19 protein-coding genes are annotated in these 17,313 nt (G+C 67.1%); 12 read left to right on the top strand and 7 right to left on the bottom strand.

The genetic code is table 11. From position 1 onward, the window contains the following. Positions 1–13: 13 nt before the first annotated feature. The 6 genes from ACZLHH_RS10055 to ACZLHH_RS10030 all read left to right on the top strand — a co-directional run bounded on the left by ACZLHH_RS10055 (position 14) and on the right by ACZLHH_RS10030 (position 5,117). On the top strand, positions 14–823 hold the full coding sequence (locus ACZLHH_RS10055) for an SDR family NAD(P)-dependent oxidoreductase (RefSeq protein ID WP_180844094.1): 810 nt from the start codon (positions 14–16) through the stop codon (positions 821–823). Between the two features lie 179 nt (positions 824–1,002). After that, the gene (locus ACZLHH_RS10050) at positions 1,003–1,287 is read left to right on the top strand and encodes a DUF4190 domain-containing protein (RefSeq protein WP_010484694.1); all 285 of its coding nucleotides are present in this window, start codon (positions 1,003–1,005) and stop codon (positions 1,285–1,287) included. Positions 1,288–1,292: 5 nt separating this feature from the next. Further along, entirely contained in the window at positions 1,293–2,063 is a 771-nt protein-coding gene (locus tag ACZLHH_RS10045; protein ID WP_180844095.1) for a class I SAM-dependent methyltransferase, read from the top strand. An 8-nt stretch (positions 2,064–2,071) separates the two neighbouring features. Next, on the top strand, positions 2,072–3,127 hold the full coding sequence (locus ACZLHH_RS10040) for a quinone-dependent dihydroorotate dehydrogenase (RefSeq protein ID WP_043397144.1): 1,056 nt from the start codon (positions 2,072–2,074) through the stop codon (positions 3,125–3,127). Positions 3,128–3,135: 8 nt separating this feature from the next. Continuing rightward, positions 3,136–4,197 carry a UDP-N-acetylmuramate dehydrogenase gene (gene murB, locus ACZLHH_RS10035; protein ID WP_071228988.1) on the top strand — a complete coding sequence of 354 codons (1,062 nt, stop codon included), beginning with the start codon at positions 3,136–3,138 and terminating at the stop codon, positions 4,195–4,197. A gap of 32 nt (positions 4,198–4,229) precedes the next feature. Continuing rightward, positions 4,230–5,117 carry a DMT family transporter gene (locus ACZLHH_RS10030; RefSeq protein WP_180844127.1) on the top strand — a complete coding sequence of 296 codons (888 nt, stop codon included), beginning with the start codon at positions 4,230–4,232 and terminating at the stop codon, positions 5,115–5,117. 141 nt (positions 5,118–5,258) lie between these two features. On the opposite strand, the gene ACZLHH_RS10025 is transcribed toward ACZLHH_RS10030, so the two are convergent. The 3 genes from ACZLHH_RS10025 to ACZLHH_RS10015 form a co-directional block, all read right to left on the bottom strand. Continuing rightward, entirely contained in the window at positions 5,259–6,263 is a 1,005-nt protein-coding gene (locus tag ACZLHH_RS10025) for an aminoglycoside phosphotransferase family protein (RefSeq protein ID WP_180836934.1), read from the bottom strand. Positions 6,264–6,362: 99 nt separating this feature from the next. After that, a complete protein-coding gene (locus ACZLHH_RS10020) occupies positions 6,363–7,397 on the bottom strand; it encodes a DUF418 domain-containing protein (protein ID WP_180844096.1) in 1,035 nt (344 codons plus the stop codon). Next, positions 7,394–7,984: a TetR/AcrR family transcriptional regulator gene (locus tag ACZLHH_RS10015; RefSeq protein ID WP_071228922.1), complete on the bottom strand. Its 591-nt coding sequence runs from the start codon at positions 7,982–7,984 to the stop codon at positions 7,394–7,396. The genes ACZLHH_RS10020 and ACZLHH_RS10015 overlap by 4 nt, the downstream gene beginning before the upstream one ends. A gap of 143 nt (positions 7,985–8,127) precedes the next feature. Here ACZLHH_RS10015 and ACZLHH_RS10010 point away from each other — a divergent pair, with 143 nt between their 5' ends. Continuing rightward, positions 8,128–8,553 carry a DoxX family protein gene (locus ACZLHH_RS10010; protein WP_049421317.1) on the top strand — a complete coding sequence of 142 codons (426 nt, stop codon included), beginning with the start codon at positions 8,128–8,130 and terminating at the stop codon, positions 8,551–8,553. On the opposite strand, the gene ACZLHH_RS10005 is transcribed toward ACZLHH_RS10010, so the two are convergent. Continuing rightward, positions 8,526–9,329 carry an APH(3')-II family aminoglycoside O-phosphotransferase gene (locus ACZLHH_RS10005; protein WP_180844097.1) on the bottom strand — a complete coding sequence of 268 codons (804 nt, stop codon included), beginning with the start codon at positions 9,327–9,329 and terminating at the stop codon, positions 8,526–8,528. The genes ACZLHH_RS10010 and ACZLHH_RS10005 overlap by 28 nt on opposite strands. A 41-nt stretch (positions 9,330–9,370) precedes the next feature. Continuing rightward, positions 9,371–9,874, bottom strand: a complete 504-nt coding sequence (locus ACZLHH_RS10000) for a DUF2938 domain-containing protein (RefSeq protein WP_180844098.1) — start codon at positions 9,872–9,874, stop codon at positions 9,371–9,373. A gap of 55 nt (positions 9,875–9,929) precedes the next feature. Between ACZLHH_RS10000 and ACZLHH_RS09995 the strand changes: the two genes are divergently transcribed. Genes ACZLHH_RS09995 through ACZLHH_RS09985 form a run of 3 tightly spaced genes read left to right on the top strand, consistent with a single transcriptional unit; the run spans position 9,930 to position 12,131 of the window. Continuing rightward, positions 9,930–10,595, top strand: coding sequence for an ArsR/SmtB family transcription factor (locus tag ACZLHH_RS09995; protein ID WP_049421314.1), 666 nt, complete (start codon positions 9,930–9,932; stop codon positions 10,593–10,595). 14 nt (positions 10,596–10,609) lie between these two features. Beyond that, the gene (locus ACZLHH_RS09990) at positions 10,610–11,386 is read left to right on the top strand and encodes a GNAT family N-acetyltransferase (RefSeq protein WP_180844099.1); all 777 of its coding nucleotides are present in this window, start codon (positions 10,610–10,612) and stop codon (positions 11,384–11,386) included. 28 nt (positions 11,387–11,414) lie between these two features. Beyond that, the gene (locus ACZLHH_RS09985) at positions 11,415–12,131 is read left to right on the top strand and encodes an SDR family NAD(P)-dependent oxidoreductase (protein ID WP_049398553.1); all 717 of its coding nucleotides are present in this window, start codon (positions 11,415–11,417) and stop codon (positions 12,129–12,131) included. Here ACZLHH_RS09985 and ACZLHH_RS09980 read toward each other — a convergent pair. After that, positions 12,125–13,636: an MFS transporter gene (locus tag ACZLHH_RS09980; protein ID WP_180844100.1), complete on the bottom strand. Its 1,512-nt coding sequence runs from the start codon at positions 13,634–13,636 to the stop codon at positions 12,125–12,127. The two genes, ACZLHH_RS09985 and ACZLHH_RS09980, sit on opposite strands and share 7 nt — an antisense overlap. A 96-nt stretch (positions 13,637–13,732) precedes the next feature. Between ACZLHH_RS09980 and ACZLHH_RS09975 the strand changes: the two genes are divergently transcribed. Further along, positions 13,733–14,659, top strand: a complete 927-nt coding sequence (locus ACZLHH_RS09975) for a LysR substrate-binding domain-containing protein (protein WP_429000432.1) — start codon at positions 13,733–13,735, stop codon at positions 14,657–14,659. 63 nt (positions 14,660–14,722) lie between these two features. Further along, entirely contained in the window at positions 14,723–16,669 is a 1,947-nt protein-coding gene (locus ACZLHH_RS09970) for an EAL domain-containing protein (protein WP_180844101.1), read from the top strand. Here the strand turns inward: ACZLHH_RS09970 and ACZLHH_RS09965 are convergent. Beyond that, the gene (locus tag ACZLHH_RS09965) at positions 16,666–17,277 is read right to left on the bottom strand and encodes a TetR/AcrR family transcriptional regulator (RefSeq protein ID WP_049398557.1); all 612 of its coding nucleotides are present in this window, start codon (positions 17,275–17,277) and stop codon (positions 16,666–16,668) included. The genes ACZLHH_RS09970 and ACZLHH_RS09965 overlap by 4 nt on opposite strands. Positions 17,278–17,313: the final 36 nt, after the last annotated feature.

Here is a 17,313-nt window from a genome sequence, read left to right as displayed (position 1 = left end):
GGCAGGACGGGCCATGAACACCGCAGGTAATGCAGCCGAGCATGGCTCGGCTCTTCAGGCTGGCAAGCCGGTGATTGATTTCACCGGCCGCCGCGTACTCATCGCCGGCGGCAGCAAGGGCATTGGCCGTGAAATGGCACTGGCGTTTGCCGGCGCTGGTGCGCAGGTCTCGGTCTGCGCGCGCGGCCAGGCCGGTCTGGATGCCCTGCGTGCCGATGCACGGGTGCAGGGCTACGAACTGCACACGTTCTCCGCCGATCTGGCCGCCCCCGGCCAGATCCAGGCCTGGCTGCAGGCCGCCGCCGATGCACTCGGTGGCATCGATGTGCTGGTCAACAACGCCACTGGCTACGGCATGGCCGACGACGAGGACGGCTGGGCCGCCAGCCTGCAGATCGACCTGATGGCGGCCGTGCGTGCATCGCGCCTGGCCCTGCCTTGGCTGCGCGCATCCAGCGACGCCTGCATTCTCAATCTATCTTCGATTGCCGCACAGCAGCCGCGTCCCGGTGGTGCGCCCTACGCCGCCGCCAAGGCCGCGCTGTCGCACTACACCACCTCGCAGGCCCTCGCGCTGGCCAAGGACCGGATCCGCGTCAACGCGATCGCACCGGGCTCGATCGAGTTCGATGACGGCCTCTGGGACCGCCGCCGCACCGAAGATCCCGCCCTGTACCACGGTACGCTGGCGAAGATTCCGTTCGGTCGCTTCGGCCACCCGCGTGAGATCGCCGATGCCGCCCTGTTCCTATGCTCGCCGCTGGCGCGCTGGATCACCGGCCATGTGCTCAACGTGGATGGTGGCCAGGTGTTGATGGGCTGACACCGGCACTCCGGTAGTTGCCAACCTTGGTTGGTATGCCTTTCGTCGACCAAGGTCGACGCCTACCACGGCTGGCATGCCCTTCGTCTGCCAAGGTCGACGCCTGCCATCGCATCCGCCGGGCATGGGATTGCCCGGGCAGAGGCACTATCATGTGCACACTGCCAAGGAGGACCCCGATGAGCGTGGCACCCCGACAGACAAGCGCCCTGGCCGTGGTCAGCCTGGTCATGGGCATCGCCAGCTGGACCGTCCTGCCCTTCGTGGCCAGCATCGTGGCCATCATCACCGGCCACATGGCCCGCGCCGAGATCCGCCGCCGCCCGCATGAACTGGAAGGCGATGGCCTGGCCGTCACCGGTCTGGTACTGGGCTGGGTGATGGTCGGCGCCGTGATCGCCGCCATCTTGGTCTTCATCCTGTTCTTCGGCGGCCTGGCCTGGCTCGCTGCGATGTCGAACTGACTGCCATGACCGCCTCCGACAGCACTGAACGCTTCAGCAGCCGCGTCGCCGATTACGTCCGCTACCGGCCCGATTACCCACCCGCGCTGCTGGAATGGCTGCACGGCCCGATGGGCGTCAGCCGCGAGGCGCTCGTCGCCGACATCGGCGCCGGTACCGGTATTTCCAGCCGCCAGTTCCTGGCCAGCGGCCATCCGCTGGTGGCGGTTGAGCCCAATGCCGCCATGCGGGGCGCGGCCGAGGAATGGCTGGCACCGCAGTACCCGCAGTTCCGCGCGGTCGATGGCCGCGCCGAGGCCACCGGCCTGGAAGACACCAGCATCGATCTGGTCAGTGTCGCGCAGGCTTTCCACTGGTTCGACACCGTGGCGGTGCGCGCCGAGTGGCAGCGCATCCTGCGCCCGGGTGGCCAGGCACTGATCTACTGGAATTCGCGCCTGCTCGATGCCAGTCCGTTCCTGGTCGGCTACGAACAGCTGCTGCTGGATTACGGCACCGACTACTCCGCCGTGGCCGAGCGCTACCAGGACGATGCCACCATGCAGGCCTGGTTCGGCCCCGGCCTGCGCGGCATGGTGGAGCTGCCGAACGTGCAGCACCTGGACTTCGATGCCCTGCGCGGGCGCCTGCTGTCCTCCTCCTATGCCCCGCAAGCCGGTCATCCGCGTCACGCGCCGATGATCGACGCTCTGCAGGACCTGTTCGCCGCCCACGCGGTCGACGGCCAGGTCGCTTTTGAATATCGAACCCGAGCCTTCCTCGGCACGCTGGACTGAACCGACGCATGTATTCGCTTGCCCGCCCCTTCCTGTTCTCGCTCGACGCCGAGCGCGCCCACGGCCTTGGCCTGTCCGCATTGGACCTGGCCTACCGCACCGGCACCACGCCGCTGCTGGCCGCACGCATCGCGCCGATGCCCAGCACGGTGTTCGGGTTGACCTTCCCCAATCCGGTCGGCCTGGCCGCCGGCCTGGACAAGAATGGCGAGCACATCGATGCGCTGTTCGCGCTGGGTTTCGGCTTCGTCGAAATCGGCACCATCACCCCGCGCCCGCAGGCCGGTAACCCGCAGCCGCGCCTGTTCCGCCTGCCTGCACACAACGCGATCATCAACCGCATGGGCTTCAACAATGCGGGCGTGGACGCGCTGGTGCGCAACGTCGAGCGCGCGCGCAACCGCCGCGGCCTGCTCGGCATCAACATCGGCAAGAACAAGGACACCCCGAACGAACAGGCCGTGGACGATTACATTGCCTGCCTGGACAAGGTGTACCCGCTGGCCGACTACATCACCGTCAACATCTCCTCGCCCAACACCGCCGGCCTGCGTGAACTGCAGGAAGAAACCGCGCTGCGCCAGCTGGTCAGCCAGTTGCGCGACCGCCAGGAAGATCTCGCGGCCCGCCACGGTCGCCGCGTGCCGATGCTGGTCAAGGTGGCGCCCGACCTCAGCGAGCGCGACATCGATGCCGCTGCCCGCGTGCTGGGCGAACTGCAGGTGGACGGCGTGATCGCCACCAACACCACCATCGACCACAGCAAGGTGGCCGGCGACCCGCTGGCCAACGAGGCCGGCGGCCTGTCCGGCGCGCCGGTGCTGGAGCAGTCCACGCTGGTACTGCGCCGCCTGCGTTCGCGGCTGCCCGAGTCGGTGCCGTTGATCGGGGTCGGCGGCATCCTGTCCGGTGCCGACGCCGTGGCCAAGATGGCTGCTGGTGCGGCCCTGGTGCAGTGCTACAGCGGCCTGATCTTCCGTGGCCCGGCCCTCGTCTCCGAATGCGTGGAGGCGATCCGTCGCCGCCGCGAAGCGCCGAGCCGCGGCGCGGTGGCCCCACTGTGAGCGCGCCCATGGATACCGTCGACGGCAACGCCCCGCTGCGCTGGACGCTCACCCGCAATGCGCCGCTGCAGGCCCTGAACACCTTCCATGTGCAGGCCAGCGCCGCTCAGCTGCTGGAACTGCACGATCCCACGCTGCTGCCGGAAGTGCTGGCATTGCCCGAAGTGGCCATCGGCCCGCTGCTGGTGCTGGGTGCCGGCAGCAATGTGCTGATCGCCGAGGACCTGCCGGGCACCGTGCTGGTGTTCGGCAACCGTGACATCAGCTTCCTCGAGCATCGCGCCGACCATGCCGTGATCCGCGCCGGTGCCGGTGTGCCGTGGCACGGCCTGGTGATGTGGTCGCTGCAGGAAGGCCTGTCCGGCCTGGAAAACCTCGCCCTGATTCCCGGCACCGCCGGTGCCGCGCCGATCCAGAACATCGGCGCCTACGGTGCGCAGGTCGGCGAGTTCATCCAGGCCGTCGAAGCCTGGGACTGCCAGGAACAGGCCTGGGTGCGGCTGGACAACGAACAGTGTGGCTTCGCCTACCGCGACAGCGTGTTCAAGCAGCAGATGGACCGCTACCTGATCACCGCCATCGAACTGAAGCTGCCACTGCTGCATGACCTGCGCATGGACTACGCCGGCATCCGCGAGGAACTGCAGGCGCAGGGTGTGGAATTGCCCAGTGCGGTGGACGTGGCCAATGCGGTGATCGCGATCCGCCGCCGCAAGCTGCCCGACCCGGATGTACTGGGCAACGCCGGCAGCTTCTTCAAGAACCCGGTGCTGCCGCTGGAACAGGTCGACGTGCTGCTGCAGCACTTCCCCGAGCTGCCGGTGTTCCCGTCCGACCAGGACGGCAAGCGCAAGGTCTCGGCGGCATGGATGATCGAGTCCTGCGGCTGGAAGGGCTTCCGCGAAGGCGATGCTGGCGTCGCGCCGAGCCACGCACTGGTGCTGGTCAACCACGGCAACGCCACCGGCGCTGAACTGCTGGCGCTGGCGCGACGCATCTCTGCTTCCGTGCTGGAGAAGTTCGGCGTGCCAATCGAACCGGAGCCCCGCCTGCTCGGCGCACAGTGGTGAACACCCCCGCCCTCTCCCCCAGCGCCACCCCGATGCGGGCGGCGCTGCTGATGCTCGGCAGCACGATGGCCTTCGGCCTGATGGCCGTGGCGATCCGCTATGCCACGCGCTACGTGCCCACCCAGGAAGTGGCGTTCTTCCGCAACGCCTTCGGCCTGCTGGCACTGCTGCCGATGCTGCTGCGGCCAGGCCACGCGCCACTGAAGACCCAACAGCTGCCGCGCTACTTCGTGCGCAGTGCGATCGGCCTGGGTTCGATGCTGTGCGCCTTCTGGGCACTGGGCCACCTGCCACTGGCGCAGGCGGTTTCGCTCTCGTACTCCACGCCGCTGTTCGTCACCATCGCCGCCGTGCTGTGGCTGGGCGAGACCGTGCGCGTGCGTCGCTGGGCGGCGGTGGTTGTCGGCTTCATCGGCGTGCTGGTGATCGTGCGCCCCGGTACCGCGGGCTTCACCGCTGGCAGCCTGGTGGCGGTGGGTGCGGCCGTGCTCAGTTCGCTGGTGGCGATCCAGATCAAGCAGCTGACCCGCATCGACAGCGCCGACACCGTGGTGCTCTACACCTACGTGTTCTGGGTGCCATTGTCGTTGGTGCCGGCCGTGTTCGTGTGGGTCTGGCCCACCGGCACCGCATGGCTGTGGCTGCTGGCCACCGGCGTGCTCGGCACCATCGGCCAACTGCTGTGGACACGTGCGCTGCGCCTGGGCGAAGTCTCGGCGCTGACGCCGATCAGCTTCCTGCAGTTGCCGCTGGTGACGCTGTTCGGCTGGCTGCTGTTCAACGAAAGCGTGGATCGCTGGACCATCATCGGTGCCGGCATCATCCTCGCCGCCAACGCCTACATCGCCCATCGCGAGGCCGTGCTGTCGCGCCGCGCCGCAAGCGCAGCGGCGTCGGCGGCAGCCAAGCCCGCCGAGTAGATCCGCGCCATGCGCGGATGATTCCTGTCCGCCCGATCAACGATGGCGGCACAAAGAGCTGCCGAGCGTAACTGTAGAGTCGAGCCATGCTCGACTCATCGCGCGAAGCGCGACGGTTCACCCATGGCAGGTGACGTGCATTTACAACGCCCGATACACCCGCTCCGCCGCATCGAACACATTGCCCGGTGCGAACTGCTCGCCCAGGTAATGCAGCGACTGCCGGCGCAGTTGCGGCGAGCGCTCCTCACCATCGCTGCCCAGCAGCACCTGCTGGAACTCGATCAGGTCCTGCAGGATGCGCCAGTGCCGGTACCAGGCGATCCAGCGCGGGTCGCCGCGGTCGCTGCCGTAGCCGTCCTCGAAGCCCAGCGGATTCTCGCGCCCCCAGCGCCCGCCAACCGCCGCACCGATGAACATCAGGTCGCGCTCGCGCGGTGCCAGCGACAGGCCATCCCAATCGATCAGGTGCAGCCCGCCGTCATTGCCCATCAGCAGGTTGCCGGCATGCAGATCGGTGTGGCACAGATGCAGGTCTACCGGCACGTCCTGCAAGGCCGCGAGCAGTTCCCGTGCCTGCGCATGCAGCGCCGCGATGCGAGCATGCTGCTGGTCCCATACCGAAACGAATGCGCGGCCCAGCCCGTCCTTCGCGGCCGCCAGGCCCTCGCCGGCCAACCACTGCCCGACGGTCTCCAGCGCCGCGGTTTCCAGCCGGACGATCGGCAGCGCCTGCTGCAGTTCCGCCGGCAGCTGCGCGCCGTGCAGGCGCCGCAGTACCTCACCCAGCCGTTTCCACTGGGTGCGGCTCAACGCTGCCTCGAACCCGGACTGGCCTTCCACGTAAGGGAACAGGGTGAACTGCAATCCCCAGCGCTGTACCGACGCACCACCGGTCAGTGCCGGCCACGGCGCGACGATCTCATCGATACCCAACGTGCCGCGCATCCAGTGCAGGCTGTCCCACACCGATGGGTCGACCTGGTAGGTGCGGCATTTCAACCACCACTGCCCGTGCCGCGCATCGACGCGATACACGCTGGCATTGGCGTCGGCGCCCACCGGGCGTGGCACCACGGCGGTGGGGGTGATGCCATAGGATTGTTGCAGGACTTCGCCGAGATGCTGCGCCGAAGCGAATGACATGGATGCAAGCGGAAAGTGTTACCTGCCGCCACTATCGCAGATGCGCTCGCCACGACACAGACATGTCCGTCACAACATCACCTCGGCACGACCAAAGAACTAGCCTGCAATACGGCGCATCACCGCCTCCAGCGGACCGCGCGCGAACTGCCATGACCACAGCGACGCCGCAGCGGTCGCCAGCATCAGGAACAGCAGCGCCCACAGCAGCACCGACGCAAGCGAGGCACTGCCATCAAGCAGGCCCAGGCTTTCCAGCGTGCCCATGCCCAGCAGGATGTGACCCACATACAGGGTCAGGGTCATGCGCCCGGCCGCGGTGAACGGCTCCAGCCAGTCGCCCGGTCGCACGCGCGTCAGCCACAGGCAGGCGGCGATGACACTGCAGGCCGCGCCCGCACCGGTAAGCACGTAGGCGGGTCCTGGCGGCATCGGCTGCGTACCCAGCCACGCCTGCCACGGCGTTCCCTGCGCAATATGCTGCACGCCTTGGCCGGCGCCGATCAGCAACAGCCCCAGCACCAGCAATGCATGCTGCACCCGCGGCTGCGACAACGGAAGGCGCGCCAGCAGCATGCCCAGCAGGAAGAAGCACAGCCACGGCATCAACGGGTGGAAGCCATTGAACAGCAGGTTGCGGGCCGCGCCCGGCCATTGCCACAGACCGGCGTATTCCAGCGTCTGCCAGTTCCATCCCTGGCTGTAATCCCAATGCAGCAACGCCCAGAACGAACAGGCCGCCAGGCCCACGATGCTGGCCAGCAACACCCGCGGCGAGGCACGCAGCCACAGCACTGCCAACGCGAAATACACCGCGTAGTAGTGCAGGATATCGGCCGGGAACAGGGTCAGGTTGAGCAGGCCCAGCACCATCAGGAACAGCGCGCGCCTCCAGGTCTGCACGCTGGCCGGCCACCACCCTTGCCGCTGCGTGGCCAGCACCAGGCCCAAGCCAGCCAGCGTAACGAACGTCGCCGAAGCCTTGCCTTCCAGCAGATGGAAGAACCCTGCCAGCCAACCCTCAGCCTCTGCGGGCACGGCCATCGCCAGACGGAAATTCACCAGCACCATGCCGGCCAGTGCCAGGTAACGGGCCAGGTCCAGACCGTGCAACCGCCGGTCAGCAGCATTCATGCGCGTGCCCCGAGCAGCAGCGCGAGCAGGCCAAGATCCAGCGATGCTTCATCGGTGCCCTCGGCTTCGCCCAGCCCCCGACGCAGCGCATCGCTTTCGATGGCATCCAGCAGCACCTGCGCCTGCAGTGCCGGCGCCAGTACGGGACGCCGACGTTCGCGCTGTGCCATCTGCTGCAGGGCTTCGGCCAGCGTCGCCTGCAATTGCCTGCGATTGGCCGCGAAGGCCTCGGCGACGGCCGGATTGCGTGCACTCTCGGCCAGCACCTCCACTGCAAGTGTTGCCCACTCCGGCTGCCGGCACAGCGCATGGAAGTCCTGCAGGAAGGCCATCACCTGTGTGCGCTCGCCATCGGACGCGGCCAGTCGCTGCAGCAACGGTGCCAGTTCTTCGCTCTCGGCCACCGCCACCGCAAGGATGATCGCCTCCTTGCCCGGGAAGTGGTTGTAGAGATTGCCCAGGCTGACGCCGGCCGCCTGCGCGATGTCACGCATGCTGGTCTGGTGGAATCCCTTCACGAGGAAGCACTGCAGGGCGGCCTGCAGGATCTGCGCGATGCGTTGCTCGTTGCGGTCGGCTCGGTTCATGGCGCAAATAGTGAACGAACGTTCGTCCAATTAGAAGCTGACGATCCGGCCAACGCCGGGCTCCGTTCAGCCAGCCTTGACCTCAACTGCGGTTGAGGCCCGATGCTGCGCGGCCTGTCCCACGCTCAACCCGGAGTTCCTGCATGCCACGGATGATCATCACCCTGCTCGACAGCCGCGTGCTGTGGTTCCTCGCGCGGCTGTTGCTGGCCGTGGTGTTCCTGTCCTCGGGCCTGGCCAAGCTGCTGGCGTGGGACAACAGCGTGGCCGAAATGCAGGCCGCCGGATTGCAACCACCTGTGCTGTTCAACATCGCCAGCGCCGTGGTGCTGCTGGGCGGCGCACTGTGCCTGCTGCTCGATCGCCTGCTCTGGCTGGGCAGCGGCGCGCTGGCGGTGTTCATGCTGCTGACCATCGTCATCGTGCATACCTTCTGGAACAAGCACGGCGCCGAACAGCAGCTGGCCCTGTTCTTCGCGCTGGAACACCTGAGCGTGGTCGGTGGCCTGATCTGCGCGGCCATCGCCAGCCATGCGCGGGCTCAGAAGAACTCGTCGAGCAACCGGTAGAACGCCAGCCGGCGCTCGTCGGCCACCGCGCCGTAGCGTTGGAACAACGGCGCGACCCAACGCGTGTCGCCGAAGTTGTGGACCAGGCTGCGCGCGGCCAGCGCCAGGTCCTGGTAGCGGTCGGCCACACCCAGCCGGCCACAGTCGATGAAACCACTGAAGCGGCCCTCGACCGCCATCAGGTTCGGCAGACAGGCGTCTCCGTGGCTGACTACCAGGTCTTCATGGTCGGGCTGGGTGCTGCACAGTTCGGCGAAGACCTGCTGCGGACTCTGGCCCAGGCGTTCGTCATCGAAATCATCGGCGTCCACCAGGCCCGCTTCAATGCGGGCCTGCGCGACCTGTACGCGCGAGGCCAGTCGCTGGTCGAACGGACAGGCTGCCACCGGCAACGCATGCAGCCCGCGTAGCGCGTCGGCCAGCAGTTCCACCAGCTGCTGCGGCGCGAGCTCCGGCGACGAGGCCAGGTCGCGGCCAGGCAGCGCGCTCATCAGCAACCAGCGCCGGCCCGCCTCTTCGGCAGTGGCAATCACCGTTGGCGCCGGTTGCCCCTGTGCCTGCAGCCAACGCAGGCGCGCGATCTCATCGCCCAGCTCACTGAAGGCGTCGATCACTTCCGACTTCAGGAAGGCATCGGCCTGGCCCGGCCGATGCACGCGGGCAACATCCGCACGCGACACACCGATCGATTGCCGCTCGATGCGTGCATCGGCCAATGCCTCCTGCCACGCCCACGGCAGCGGCATGTCATCAGTGATGGATTTGGGTGCTTCCATGCCGAGGTGTTCCTGTTGCCGGTGACCCCACGGATTCTCGCTCATCCTGCATGGACCGCAGCCAACAACAACGCGGAAAGGTACATGCCCAGGCCGAACACACTGTGCGCCACCAGGCTGCGCAGGCGCGCCTTGCCCGGCGCCGGGGTCTTTGAAGCGGCAATGCCCGCGCCCATGCCCGGCTGCAGGATGAGGAACGGTGCGGCGACGCTGAGGATGCCGAAGGCCAGCGCCGGCCACAGTGTCGGCGCCTGCACCCAACCGTTCCCCACCACGGCCAGCAGCAACGCGGCGAAGACCACCCCGATCACGTAATGCGCGGTCCAACCCAGCGCGCGCTCGCCACTGACCGCTGCCGAGCGGCCGATGCCATCGTGGCGGAAGCGCCCGCGCGGCAGATGCCCCAGCCAGCGGCCCACCATCGCGAAATCCAGCGAGGGAATGCCGAGCAGCCGCCGCTGCACCAGCGCCCACAGGTCCATCACTGCGGTCGCTCCCACGCCGACTACCACCGCATCCATCACGAATGTCGCCAGGCCAGCCATATCGCACACCTTCAATTATTTGCTTGAATGATAGAGCGATGCTAGCGTGCGCCGCATGAACGCTGCAACAGAGCCACCGCTCTCACCGCTGGAAGCCTTGGCCGAAATCGCCCGCACGCTCGGCCATGCCCATCGCCTGGCCCTGCTGGAGCACATCGCCCAAGGCGAGCGCGCAGTGGAGCGCCTGGCCGAACTGACCGGGCTGTCGGTGGCCAATACCTCCCAGCATCTGCAGCAGCTGCGCCGTGCCGGCCTGGTTCAGACCCGACGCGATGGCAAGCGCATCCTCTACCGCAGTGGTGAGGGTCCGCTGGGCAACCTGCTGGCCGCGCTGCGCGACTATGCCGACCACCAGCGCAGCGAGATGCACGGCGTGATCCACGACAGCCTGCAGCGCCGCGATGCTCTGGAAGGCCTGACTGTCGAGCAGTTGCTGGAACAACGCAGCAGCGTGGTGCTGCTGGATGTGCGGCCGCGTGAGGAATTCGATCTGGGACACCTGCCCGGCGCGCTGAACATTCCCGTTACGGAACTGCGTGCACGGATGGACGAACTGCCGCGTGCCGTCCACATTGTCGCGTACTGCCGCGGTCCCTACTGCGTGCTGTCCAACGATGCGGTGGAGATGCTGCGCGAGGCCGGACTGACCGCGCAGCGGCTCGCCGCCGGTTACCCCGAATGGAAGGCCGCCGGCCTGCAGGTGGACCTGCCCCGGCACTGAGCGAGACACCGGTCATGGATGATGTGTTTGCCCCGTTGATCGATGCGACCTGGCGCAGCGTGTTCTCCGGGCAGCGCATGCTGCAGGATGATCCGCTGCTCATGCTGCAGGATGATCCGCTGCTCATGCTGCAGGATGATCCGCTGCTGCAGTTGGCGTGCAGCGATGATTTCGATGAGGGCGAGGACGGCATGCTGCTGCAGCCGGTCGTGGGCCCCGCGCGCGCACTGCTGCGCCCGGCCCTGGCCGCTCGCCTGCAACTGCACGCGCAGCCGCACTGGACGCTCCCGCAGCTGCAACTGCGCCTGCAGCAGCTCGGCCAGCGCACGCATGGCGCGGATCGCGTCTTCTACTTCCCCGCCGCAGAACTTGCGGCCCTGGCCGAGCGCCCTGCACCGCCACATATCCGCCGTCTTGGCCCGGCCGACGCAGCCGCGTTCGACGGGTTCCAGGCCAGCGCGAGCGAGGAGGATCTGGATGCCGCCTGGGTCGAGCTGGACCACTGGCAGGTGTTCGGCGCCTTCGATGGCGAGCGGCTGGTTGCCGCGGGAAGCATGTACCCGTGGAGCCTGGATCCGGCCCTGGCCGACATGGGCGTGCTGACCCTGCCCGAGGCCCGCGGTCGCGGGCACGCGCGCCAGCTGGTACACGTCATGGCCGTGTCCGCACGGGCGGCCGGGCTGCAGCCGCAGTACCGTTGCCAGCTCGACAACACCGCCTCGATCATTACCGCCGAACGCAGCGGCCTGCGTGCGTTCGCCGATTGGGACACCGTTCTGGCGGTCGACTGAGGCCGCCGCAGTACAACAAGGAAGCAACATGAAATTGATGGTCATCGGCGCCAGCAGGGGCCTCGGTCGGGCGTTCGTGGAAGGCCTGTGCAGTGCAGGCGACACCGTCATCGGCGTTTCACGCAACCGACCGCGCGATATTGAATGCCCCGAGGGCGTCACCCTTCAGTGGATCGAAGCCGATCTGTCCCAGCCGACCGTGGCTGCCGACCACATCGCAGCACAGGCACCTGCCGATCTGGATGTGCTGATCCACAACCTGGGCATCTGGGAACAGACCGCCTTCAGCGACGAGTACGCCTTCCTCGACGAAACCGATGCCGCGCTCACCCAACTGGTCGACGTCAACATCACCGCCACCCTGGTGCTGCTGCAGCGCCTGCTGCCTCGGGTGCTGGGCGCGCCACGCCCGCAGCTGGTGCTGACCGGCTCGACCTCGGCACTGCCACGCAGCGGCCGCCCGGAAGTGGCCTTCGGCGCATCCAAGTTCGCGCTCAACGGCATCGCCGATGCACTGCGCGAGGGCTTCCGCGATCGCCGCCTGGCGGTGACCAGCCTGCAGCTGGGCTACCTCAACACCGACGATGCACTGTCGGTGCCGGTGGCAGAGGCCGCAGCGCGCGGCGACGGCGAGCTGGTGCCGGTGCACGACGTCGTTGCGGTGGTGCGCGCGTTGCTGCAGCTGTCACCGTCCGGCTTCGTGCGCGAACTGGTGCTGCCGGCCATCGCCGACCCGCGCTACTGACCGACTCTGCGCAGGCCAGGCTCGACCTCTTCGCGCAACAGGTACCCGAGCACGATGGCGGTCAGCACGGTCGCCATCGCCAGGACAAACAGCTGGCCACGGACGGACTCCATGTATGCCTGGGCCAGCGCCGTTCTCGAAACGCCGGGCAATGCCTCCACCGCTCCGCCAAGGTCGCCCATGGACAGCCTGTGCACGGAGGCACGGGCCACGACGCCGGCTTCCAGCGCTACGCTCCCGCCAATCCGGGCAGAAAGCATGATGCCGACAAGCGCGAGGGCAATGGAATCGCCTGCCAGTCGCATTGCGTTGAAGATGCCCGCGGCCATGCCTGCCTGCTCTTTGCCAACCACGCTGACCGCCAGGCCATCCATGATCCCCCAAGGTAGACCGATGCCGATCCCGATGACCAGCATCGGCATCCAGCGCACCGAAGGTAGCTGGAACACTTGGGCCAGCCATGCCAGCCCAAGCGCGCCGATCAACAGGCCCGCACAGCACAGCGTCCGCGCCGGAATCCAGCGCAGCAGGTAACCGGCAACCAGGGGAACAACCAGCAAGGGTGCAGACAGTGCTGCCATCGCCAGTCCAGCCTCGGTGGGCCGCAGTCCTTCAACACCGATGAACCCCGCCGGCAGCACCACCAGAAGGACGACGTACGAGAACGCAGGCGCAGCGGCGAGAATCTGCACGCCGACAAAGCGCCGGTTGCGGAACAGCCCGAGATCCAGCAGCGGTGTTCGATGGGAGCGCTCGACGGCAATGAACGCGGCCAGCAACACCATCGAGAGCGCCAGCAGTACCAGCGTCTGCGGATGCAACAGGCCGCGTTCCGGCAGCACGATCATGGCGTAGGTGAGTGACCCCAGCGCCAGCATGAAGGTGACGGCGCCCAGCCAATCCAGGCGTGGCGAACCGGTGCTCTTCGATTCGACGGATGACAGGGCGACCAACGGTACGGTCAGGGCGGCCAGCAACGCAGGCAGGAAGAACACCCATTCCCAGCCCAGCGCATCGATCAATCCGCCTGCCAGCAGCGGACCGCCTGCGGCTCCTGCACCAAAGGTGGTGCCGATCAGGCTGAACACCCTGGCCCGCGCCTGGCCGTCGAACACCTGCGCCAGCGACGCCATCGCACCGGCAAACGCAGCCGACGCCGCCATCCCCTGAAGCAGTCGCAGTGCATTGATCCACGCCACATCGGGCATCAAGGGGATCAGGCCGGTGACGAGCGCAGACGACGCGCCGCCCAGAAGCCAGATCCGGCGCCTGCCATGCAGATCGGCCAGCCCACCGGCCACCAGCGTGGTGCAGCCGTAGGTCAACAGATAAGCGTTGATGATCCAGGACAACGCCGCAGGCGAACCGCCCAGCGCGTCCCGGATGGCGGGAATGCCCACGGCGGGGCTGGCAATGCTCAAGGGAATGGTGAGCGCCGTCAGGCAGCCCGCCAGCACCACTCCAAAGCGTGATGATCCGGCCGTCTCAGCAGAGGCAACAGACATGTCGATGAAGCTCCAGCGTGGCCAGGCGCCACCGCATTGATGCTATCGACGACGCTATCGCCTAAGAATCCATCGTTGTGTCCGTGCTTTAATGACATGAACGTCATCAATGGCCATGTCATGGACAGCTTTGCCGGTCTCAGCCTCTTCGTTCTGGTCGCCGAGGCACGCAGCTTCGCGGCCGCAGCACGACAGCGTGGCATCACCCCTTCGGCGGCAAGCAAGACCATTGCCCGGCTGGAAGAGCGTCTGGGCGCCCGCCTGCTGAATCGCAATACCCGCAGCGTCAGCCTGACTGCCGAAGGCGAGCAGTTCCTTGAACGCTGCCGTCGCATCATGACCGAGGTCGCCGCAGCGGAGCGCGAGCTGACCGACGCCCAGGCCGCGCCCAGCGGTCGCCTGAAGGTCAGTCTTCCACTCGCCAGCGGACTGATGCTGCCGGTGCTATCGGCCTTTGCGCACCGCTTTCCCGCCATCGAACTCGACCTGCACTTCAGCGACCGTCTTGTCGATGTCATCGAGGAGGGCTTCGACGCCGTTGTCCGCACGGGCAACCCCGCCGACTCCAGGCTGCACGGCCGCAACCTCGGCAGTGCCCGCCTGCTCTGTGTGGGCGCCCCTGCGTACTTCGCCAAGCGCGGCACGCCACAGCACCCGGAGGATCTGAGCGGCCACGCGTGCCTTCTCCATCGCTTTCCCGGCACCGGCCTGATCGAACGTTGGCCGCTGCCCACGCATGAGGGAGGCACTGAGCCACGGCTGACTACCGCAATGACCGCCAATCATCTTGAGACGATCCTGCACATGGCCATTGATGGCCATGGCATTGCGTGCCTGCCCGACTTCGCCACGCGTGATGCGCTGGACCGCGGTGAACTCGTCAGCGTCCTGGACCCATGGAGCACCGAGCGCAGCACCTTCTGGGCCCTCTGGCCAAGCCATCGCCATCAGCAGCCGCGTGTACGCGCGTTTGTCGATTTCATGGCCGACCACCTCCTGCCCGAACCCAGCCAGTGCAATTGAACCTGCGCCCTGCTGCGACTACGCTGCTCGTCACTGGCCGTCGGTCACAGGCGGGAACCTGCTATGGATGCGCTTTCACGGGTCTCGGCCCAGGTCCTGGACAGCGCCCTGCCCAGCCTGCCGCTGTACCTGCTGCAGGCCACGGCGGTGATCGGCATGATCGGCGTGCTGCTGATCGCCACCCGCCGCGCCGGGCACGCCATTGAAGGCCGTCGCCTGTATGTCGGCGTGGCGCTGGGCCTGATCTACCTGTTCAATTCCTGGTTCGTGGCCCGTTACACCCAGGGTGTGGTCAAGCTGCACCTCGGCTTCGACATCCTGCTGGTCAGTGGCCTGCTGGGCGGTTGGCGCGGCGGCCTTACCTGCCTGGCCGCCAGCCTGCTGGCGCGCTACCAGTTTGCCGGCACCCAGTATTTCCTGCCGGCCGGCCTCGAGGCCACGCTGCAGATGCTGGCCGGCGTCTGGCTGCGCAGGCGCCTGCACCCGCGCATGCTCAATGAGCTCTCGCTGCGCGTGATCCTGCAGGCCTGGGGCGTGCGTATCGCCGTCACTGCGTTGGGCCTGGCACTGGGCGTCGCAATCATCGGCGCCAATCAGCTGCCCGTGGAGGAGTTGGCAATCCAGCGGCTGCTGGCACTGCCACTATCGCTGCTGATGCTCGGCGCGGTGTTCGCGCTGGTCTACAACGATGCGCAGATCGATGCACAGCGTCAGCGCGAACAGGCCTGGCTGCGCATCGATCCGATCAGTGGCCTGCCCAACATGCGTGCACTTGGCGAACGCCTGCAACATTACTGGCGCGACAACGACGGCATCGGCAAGGCCTGCCTGATCGTGGCCGAGATGGGCAACCTGCGCGATCTGCGCCTGCGCTATGGTCCGCTGCAGGACAACGGCCTGTGGCAGCGCGACAGCACCGACGAGGTGCATCGGCTGCTGCCCTCGCTGCCAGCCGGGCAGCTGGAGATCTACCAGTTCGGCGATGCCGCGCTGGCGATCCTGGTGCGCGACCTGACCTTGTTCGAACTGCGCACGCAGCCGCAGATCACCGAGCTGGCCAGCAACCTGGCCGATCGGGTCGGCCGCGATTGGCCCGGCTTCCGGCCGCTGTTCCGCTGTGCGGTGGTCGAACTGAAGCCCCCCGCCGATGCCGACGAAGGACATCTTCCGTTCCGCGCGATCACCGTGGCGCTGAGTGCGATCGAATCCGGCGTCGTGTTCTTCGACGACCCGATCCAGCGCGACAGCGGGATCGACGCCCTGATCGAAGTCGCCCTCGAACGCTGGCTGCAGCAGGGAGATGCCCCCCTGTGCTACCAGCCCAAGCATCGTCTGCAGGATCGCCAGCTGGTCGGCGCCGAAGCACTGCTGCGCATGCGCGACGGCGAGGGCCGGCTGATCGCGCCGATGCGGGTGATCTCGCTGCTGCGCCGGCAGGGGCGGTTGGCTGAACTGGAATGGGCCACGCTGCAGTCGGCCATCCACTTCCTGCAGCAGTGCCGACGCGATGGCTCGCAGTTGAAGATCGCCGTGAACGTTTCGGCCGAGTCACTGCGCCTGCCCGACTTCGGCCTGCGCCTGCAGGAATTGCTGGCACTGCACGATGTGCCCGGCGTGATGCTGCGCCTGGAGATCGTCGAATGGACCGAGATCGTCGAACGCGACGTGGTCGATGCCAACATCGCACAGCTGCTGGCGGCGGAGGTCACGCTGTCACTGGATGATTTCGGTGCCGGCTATTCAACCCTGATCCTGCTCTCACAGCTGGCCATCGCCGAGGTCAAGATCGAGCAGGCGTTGATTGCCACCCTGTCCGACGCCAAGTCGCAGTCGATCGTTCGCTTCATCGTCGAAGTCGCGCATCGCTGCGGTGCGATCGTGGTGGCCGAGGGTACCGAAACCCTCGCGCAGGAACAGCAACTGCGCGCACTGGGCGTGGATGTCGGCCAGGGTTATCTGTACTCGGCCGCGTTGCCGGCCGACGAGTTCCGCCGCTTCGCCGCCAGCTAGACCGCGTAGTAACCCAGGAACATCGCCACCGCCGATTCGGCCACGCGTGCGCGCTCCTGTTCGTTCAACGGCGCCTGCCCCATCGTCACCTGTGGCCAGAATGCAAAGCTCTTCACCAGCCCGTGCAGCTGGTGGCCGGCGAACTCCGGATCGACCTGGCGCAGCCGGCCATCGGCGATTGCCGCGCGGATCCATGCGCTCTCGCCACTTTCCTTCTCGCCCATGCGGCAGACGATGGCCTGCGCACGTTCCGGCGAATGGATGATCTCGGCCATCGCCACCCGCGCCAGGTCGATGAAGTTGGCATCACTGAGCAGCTCCAGCTTCTGCCCCAGCAGCTGCATCAGCTGCGCCTGCAGCGGCTGATCGGCGCGGTACGGCAGTGCGTCGCTGGCCACGCTGCGCTCCCACAGCTCCTCCAGGATCATCGAGAACAACGCTTCCTTGCTCGGGAAGTGGTTGTAGACGGTGCGCTTGGAGACCCCCGCCACCTCGGCGATGCGGTCCATGCTGGTCGCCTCGTAGCCCGATGCACGGAACTCCTCCACCGCCGCACGCACGATGGCTTCGCGTTTGCGGTCGGTCAGGCGTTGCGGGGCACGAGACATGGCGGAAACCGGATAGCTGAACGGACGCCACCATTT

The sequence above is a fragment of the Stenotrophomonas sp. 28608_Sma genome (genome assembly GCF_056486185.1).
This window is presented reverse-complemented; position numbering and strand designations above follow the sequence as displayed.

Bases quoted from the DNA above. Each gene is read 5' to 3' on its own strand.
- ACZLHH_RS10055 (WP_180844094.1), top strand. From the start codon at position 14: ATGAACACCGCAGGTAATGCAGCCGAGCATGGCTCGGCTCTTCAGGCT.
- ACZLHH_RS10050 (WP_010484694.1), top strand. From the start codon at position 1,003: ATGAGCGTGGCACCCCGACAGACAAGCGCCCTGGCCGTGGTCAGCCTG.
- ACZLHH_RS10045 (WP_180844095.1), top strand. From the start codon at position 1,293: ATGACCGCCTCCGACAGCACTGAACGCTTCAGCAGCCGCGTCGCCGAT.
- ACZLHH_RS10040 (WP_043397144.1), top strand. From the start codon at position 2,072: ATGTATTCGCTTGCCCGCCCCTTCCTGTTCTCGCTCGACGCCGAGCGC.
- murB (WP_071228988.1), top strand. From the start codon at position 3,136: ATGGATACCGTCGACGGCAACGCCCCGCTGCGCTGGACGCTCACCCGC.
- ACZLHH_RS10030 (WP_180844127.1), top strand. From the start codon at position 4,230: ATGCGGGCGGCGCTGCTGATGCTCGGCAGCACGATGGCCTTCGGCCTG.
- ACZLHH_RS10025 (WP_180836934.1), bottom strand. From the start codon at position 6,263: ATGTCATTCGCTTCGGCGCAGCATCTCGGCGAAGTCCTGCAACAATCC.
- ACZLHH_RS10020 (WP_180844096.1), bottom strand. From the start codon at position 7,397: ATGAATGCTGCTGACCGGCGGTTGCACGGTCTGGACCTGGCCCGTTAC.
- ACZLHH_RS10015 (WP_071228922.1), bottom strand. From the start codon at position 7,984: ATGAACCGAGCCGACCGCAACGAGCAACGCATCGCGCAGATCCTGCAG.
- ACZLHH_RS10010 (WP_049421317.1), top strand. From the start codon at position 8,128: ATGCCACGGATGATCATCACCCTGCTCGACAGCCGCGTGCTGTGGTTC.
- ACZLHH_RS10005 (WP_180844097.1), bottom strand. From the start codon at position 9,329: ATGGAAGCACCCAAATCCATCACTGATGACATGCCGCTGCCGTGGGCG.
- ACZLHH_RS10000 (WP_180844098.1), bottom strand. From the start codon at position 9,874: ATGGCTGGCCTGGCGACATTCGTGATGGATGCGGTGGTAGTCGGCGTG.
- ACZLHH_RS09995 (WP_049421314.1), top strand. From the start codon at position 9,930: ATGAACGCTGCAACAGAGCCACCGCTCTCACCGCTGGAAGCCTTGGCC.
- ACZLHH_RS09990 (WP_180844099.1), top strand. From the start codon at position 10,610: ATGGATGATGTGTTTGCCCCGTTGATCGATGCGACCTGGCGCAGCGTG.
- ACZLHH_RS09985 (WP_049398553.1), top strand. From the start codon at position 11,415: ATGAAATTGATGGTCATCGGCGCCAGCAGGGGCCTCGGTCGGGCGTTC.
- ACZLHH_RS09980 (WP_180844100.1), bottom strand. From the start codon at position 13,636: ATGTCTGTTGCCTCTGCTGAGACGGCCGGATCATCACGCTTTGGAGTG.
- ACZLHH_RS09975 (WP_429000432.1), top strand. From the start codon at position 13,733: ATGAACGTCATCAATGGCCATGTCATGGACAGCTTTGCCGGTCTCAGC.
- ACZLHH_RS09970 (WP_180844101.1), top strand. From the start codon at position 14,723: ATGGATGCGCTTTCACGGGTCTCGGCCCAGGTCCTGGACAGCGCCCTG.
- ACZLHH_RS09965 (WP_049398557.1), bottom strand. From the start codon at position 17,277: ATGTCTCGTGCCCCGCAACGCCTGACCGACCGCAAACGCGAAGCCATC.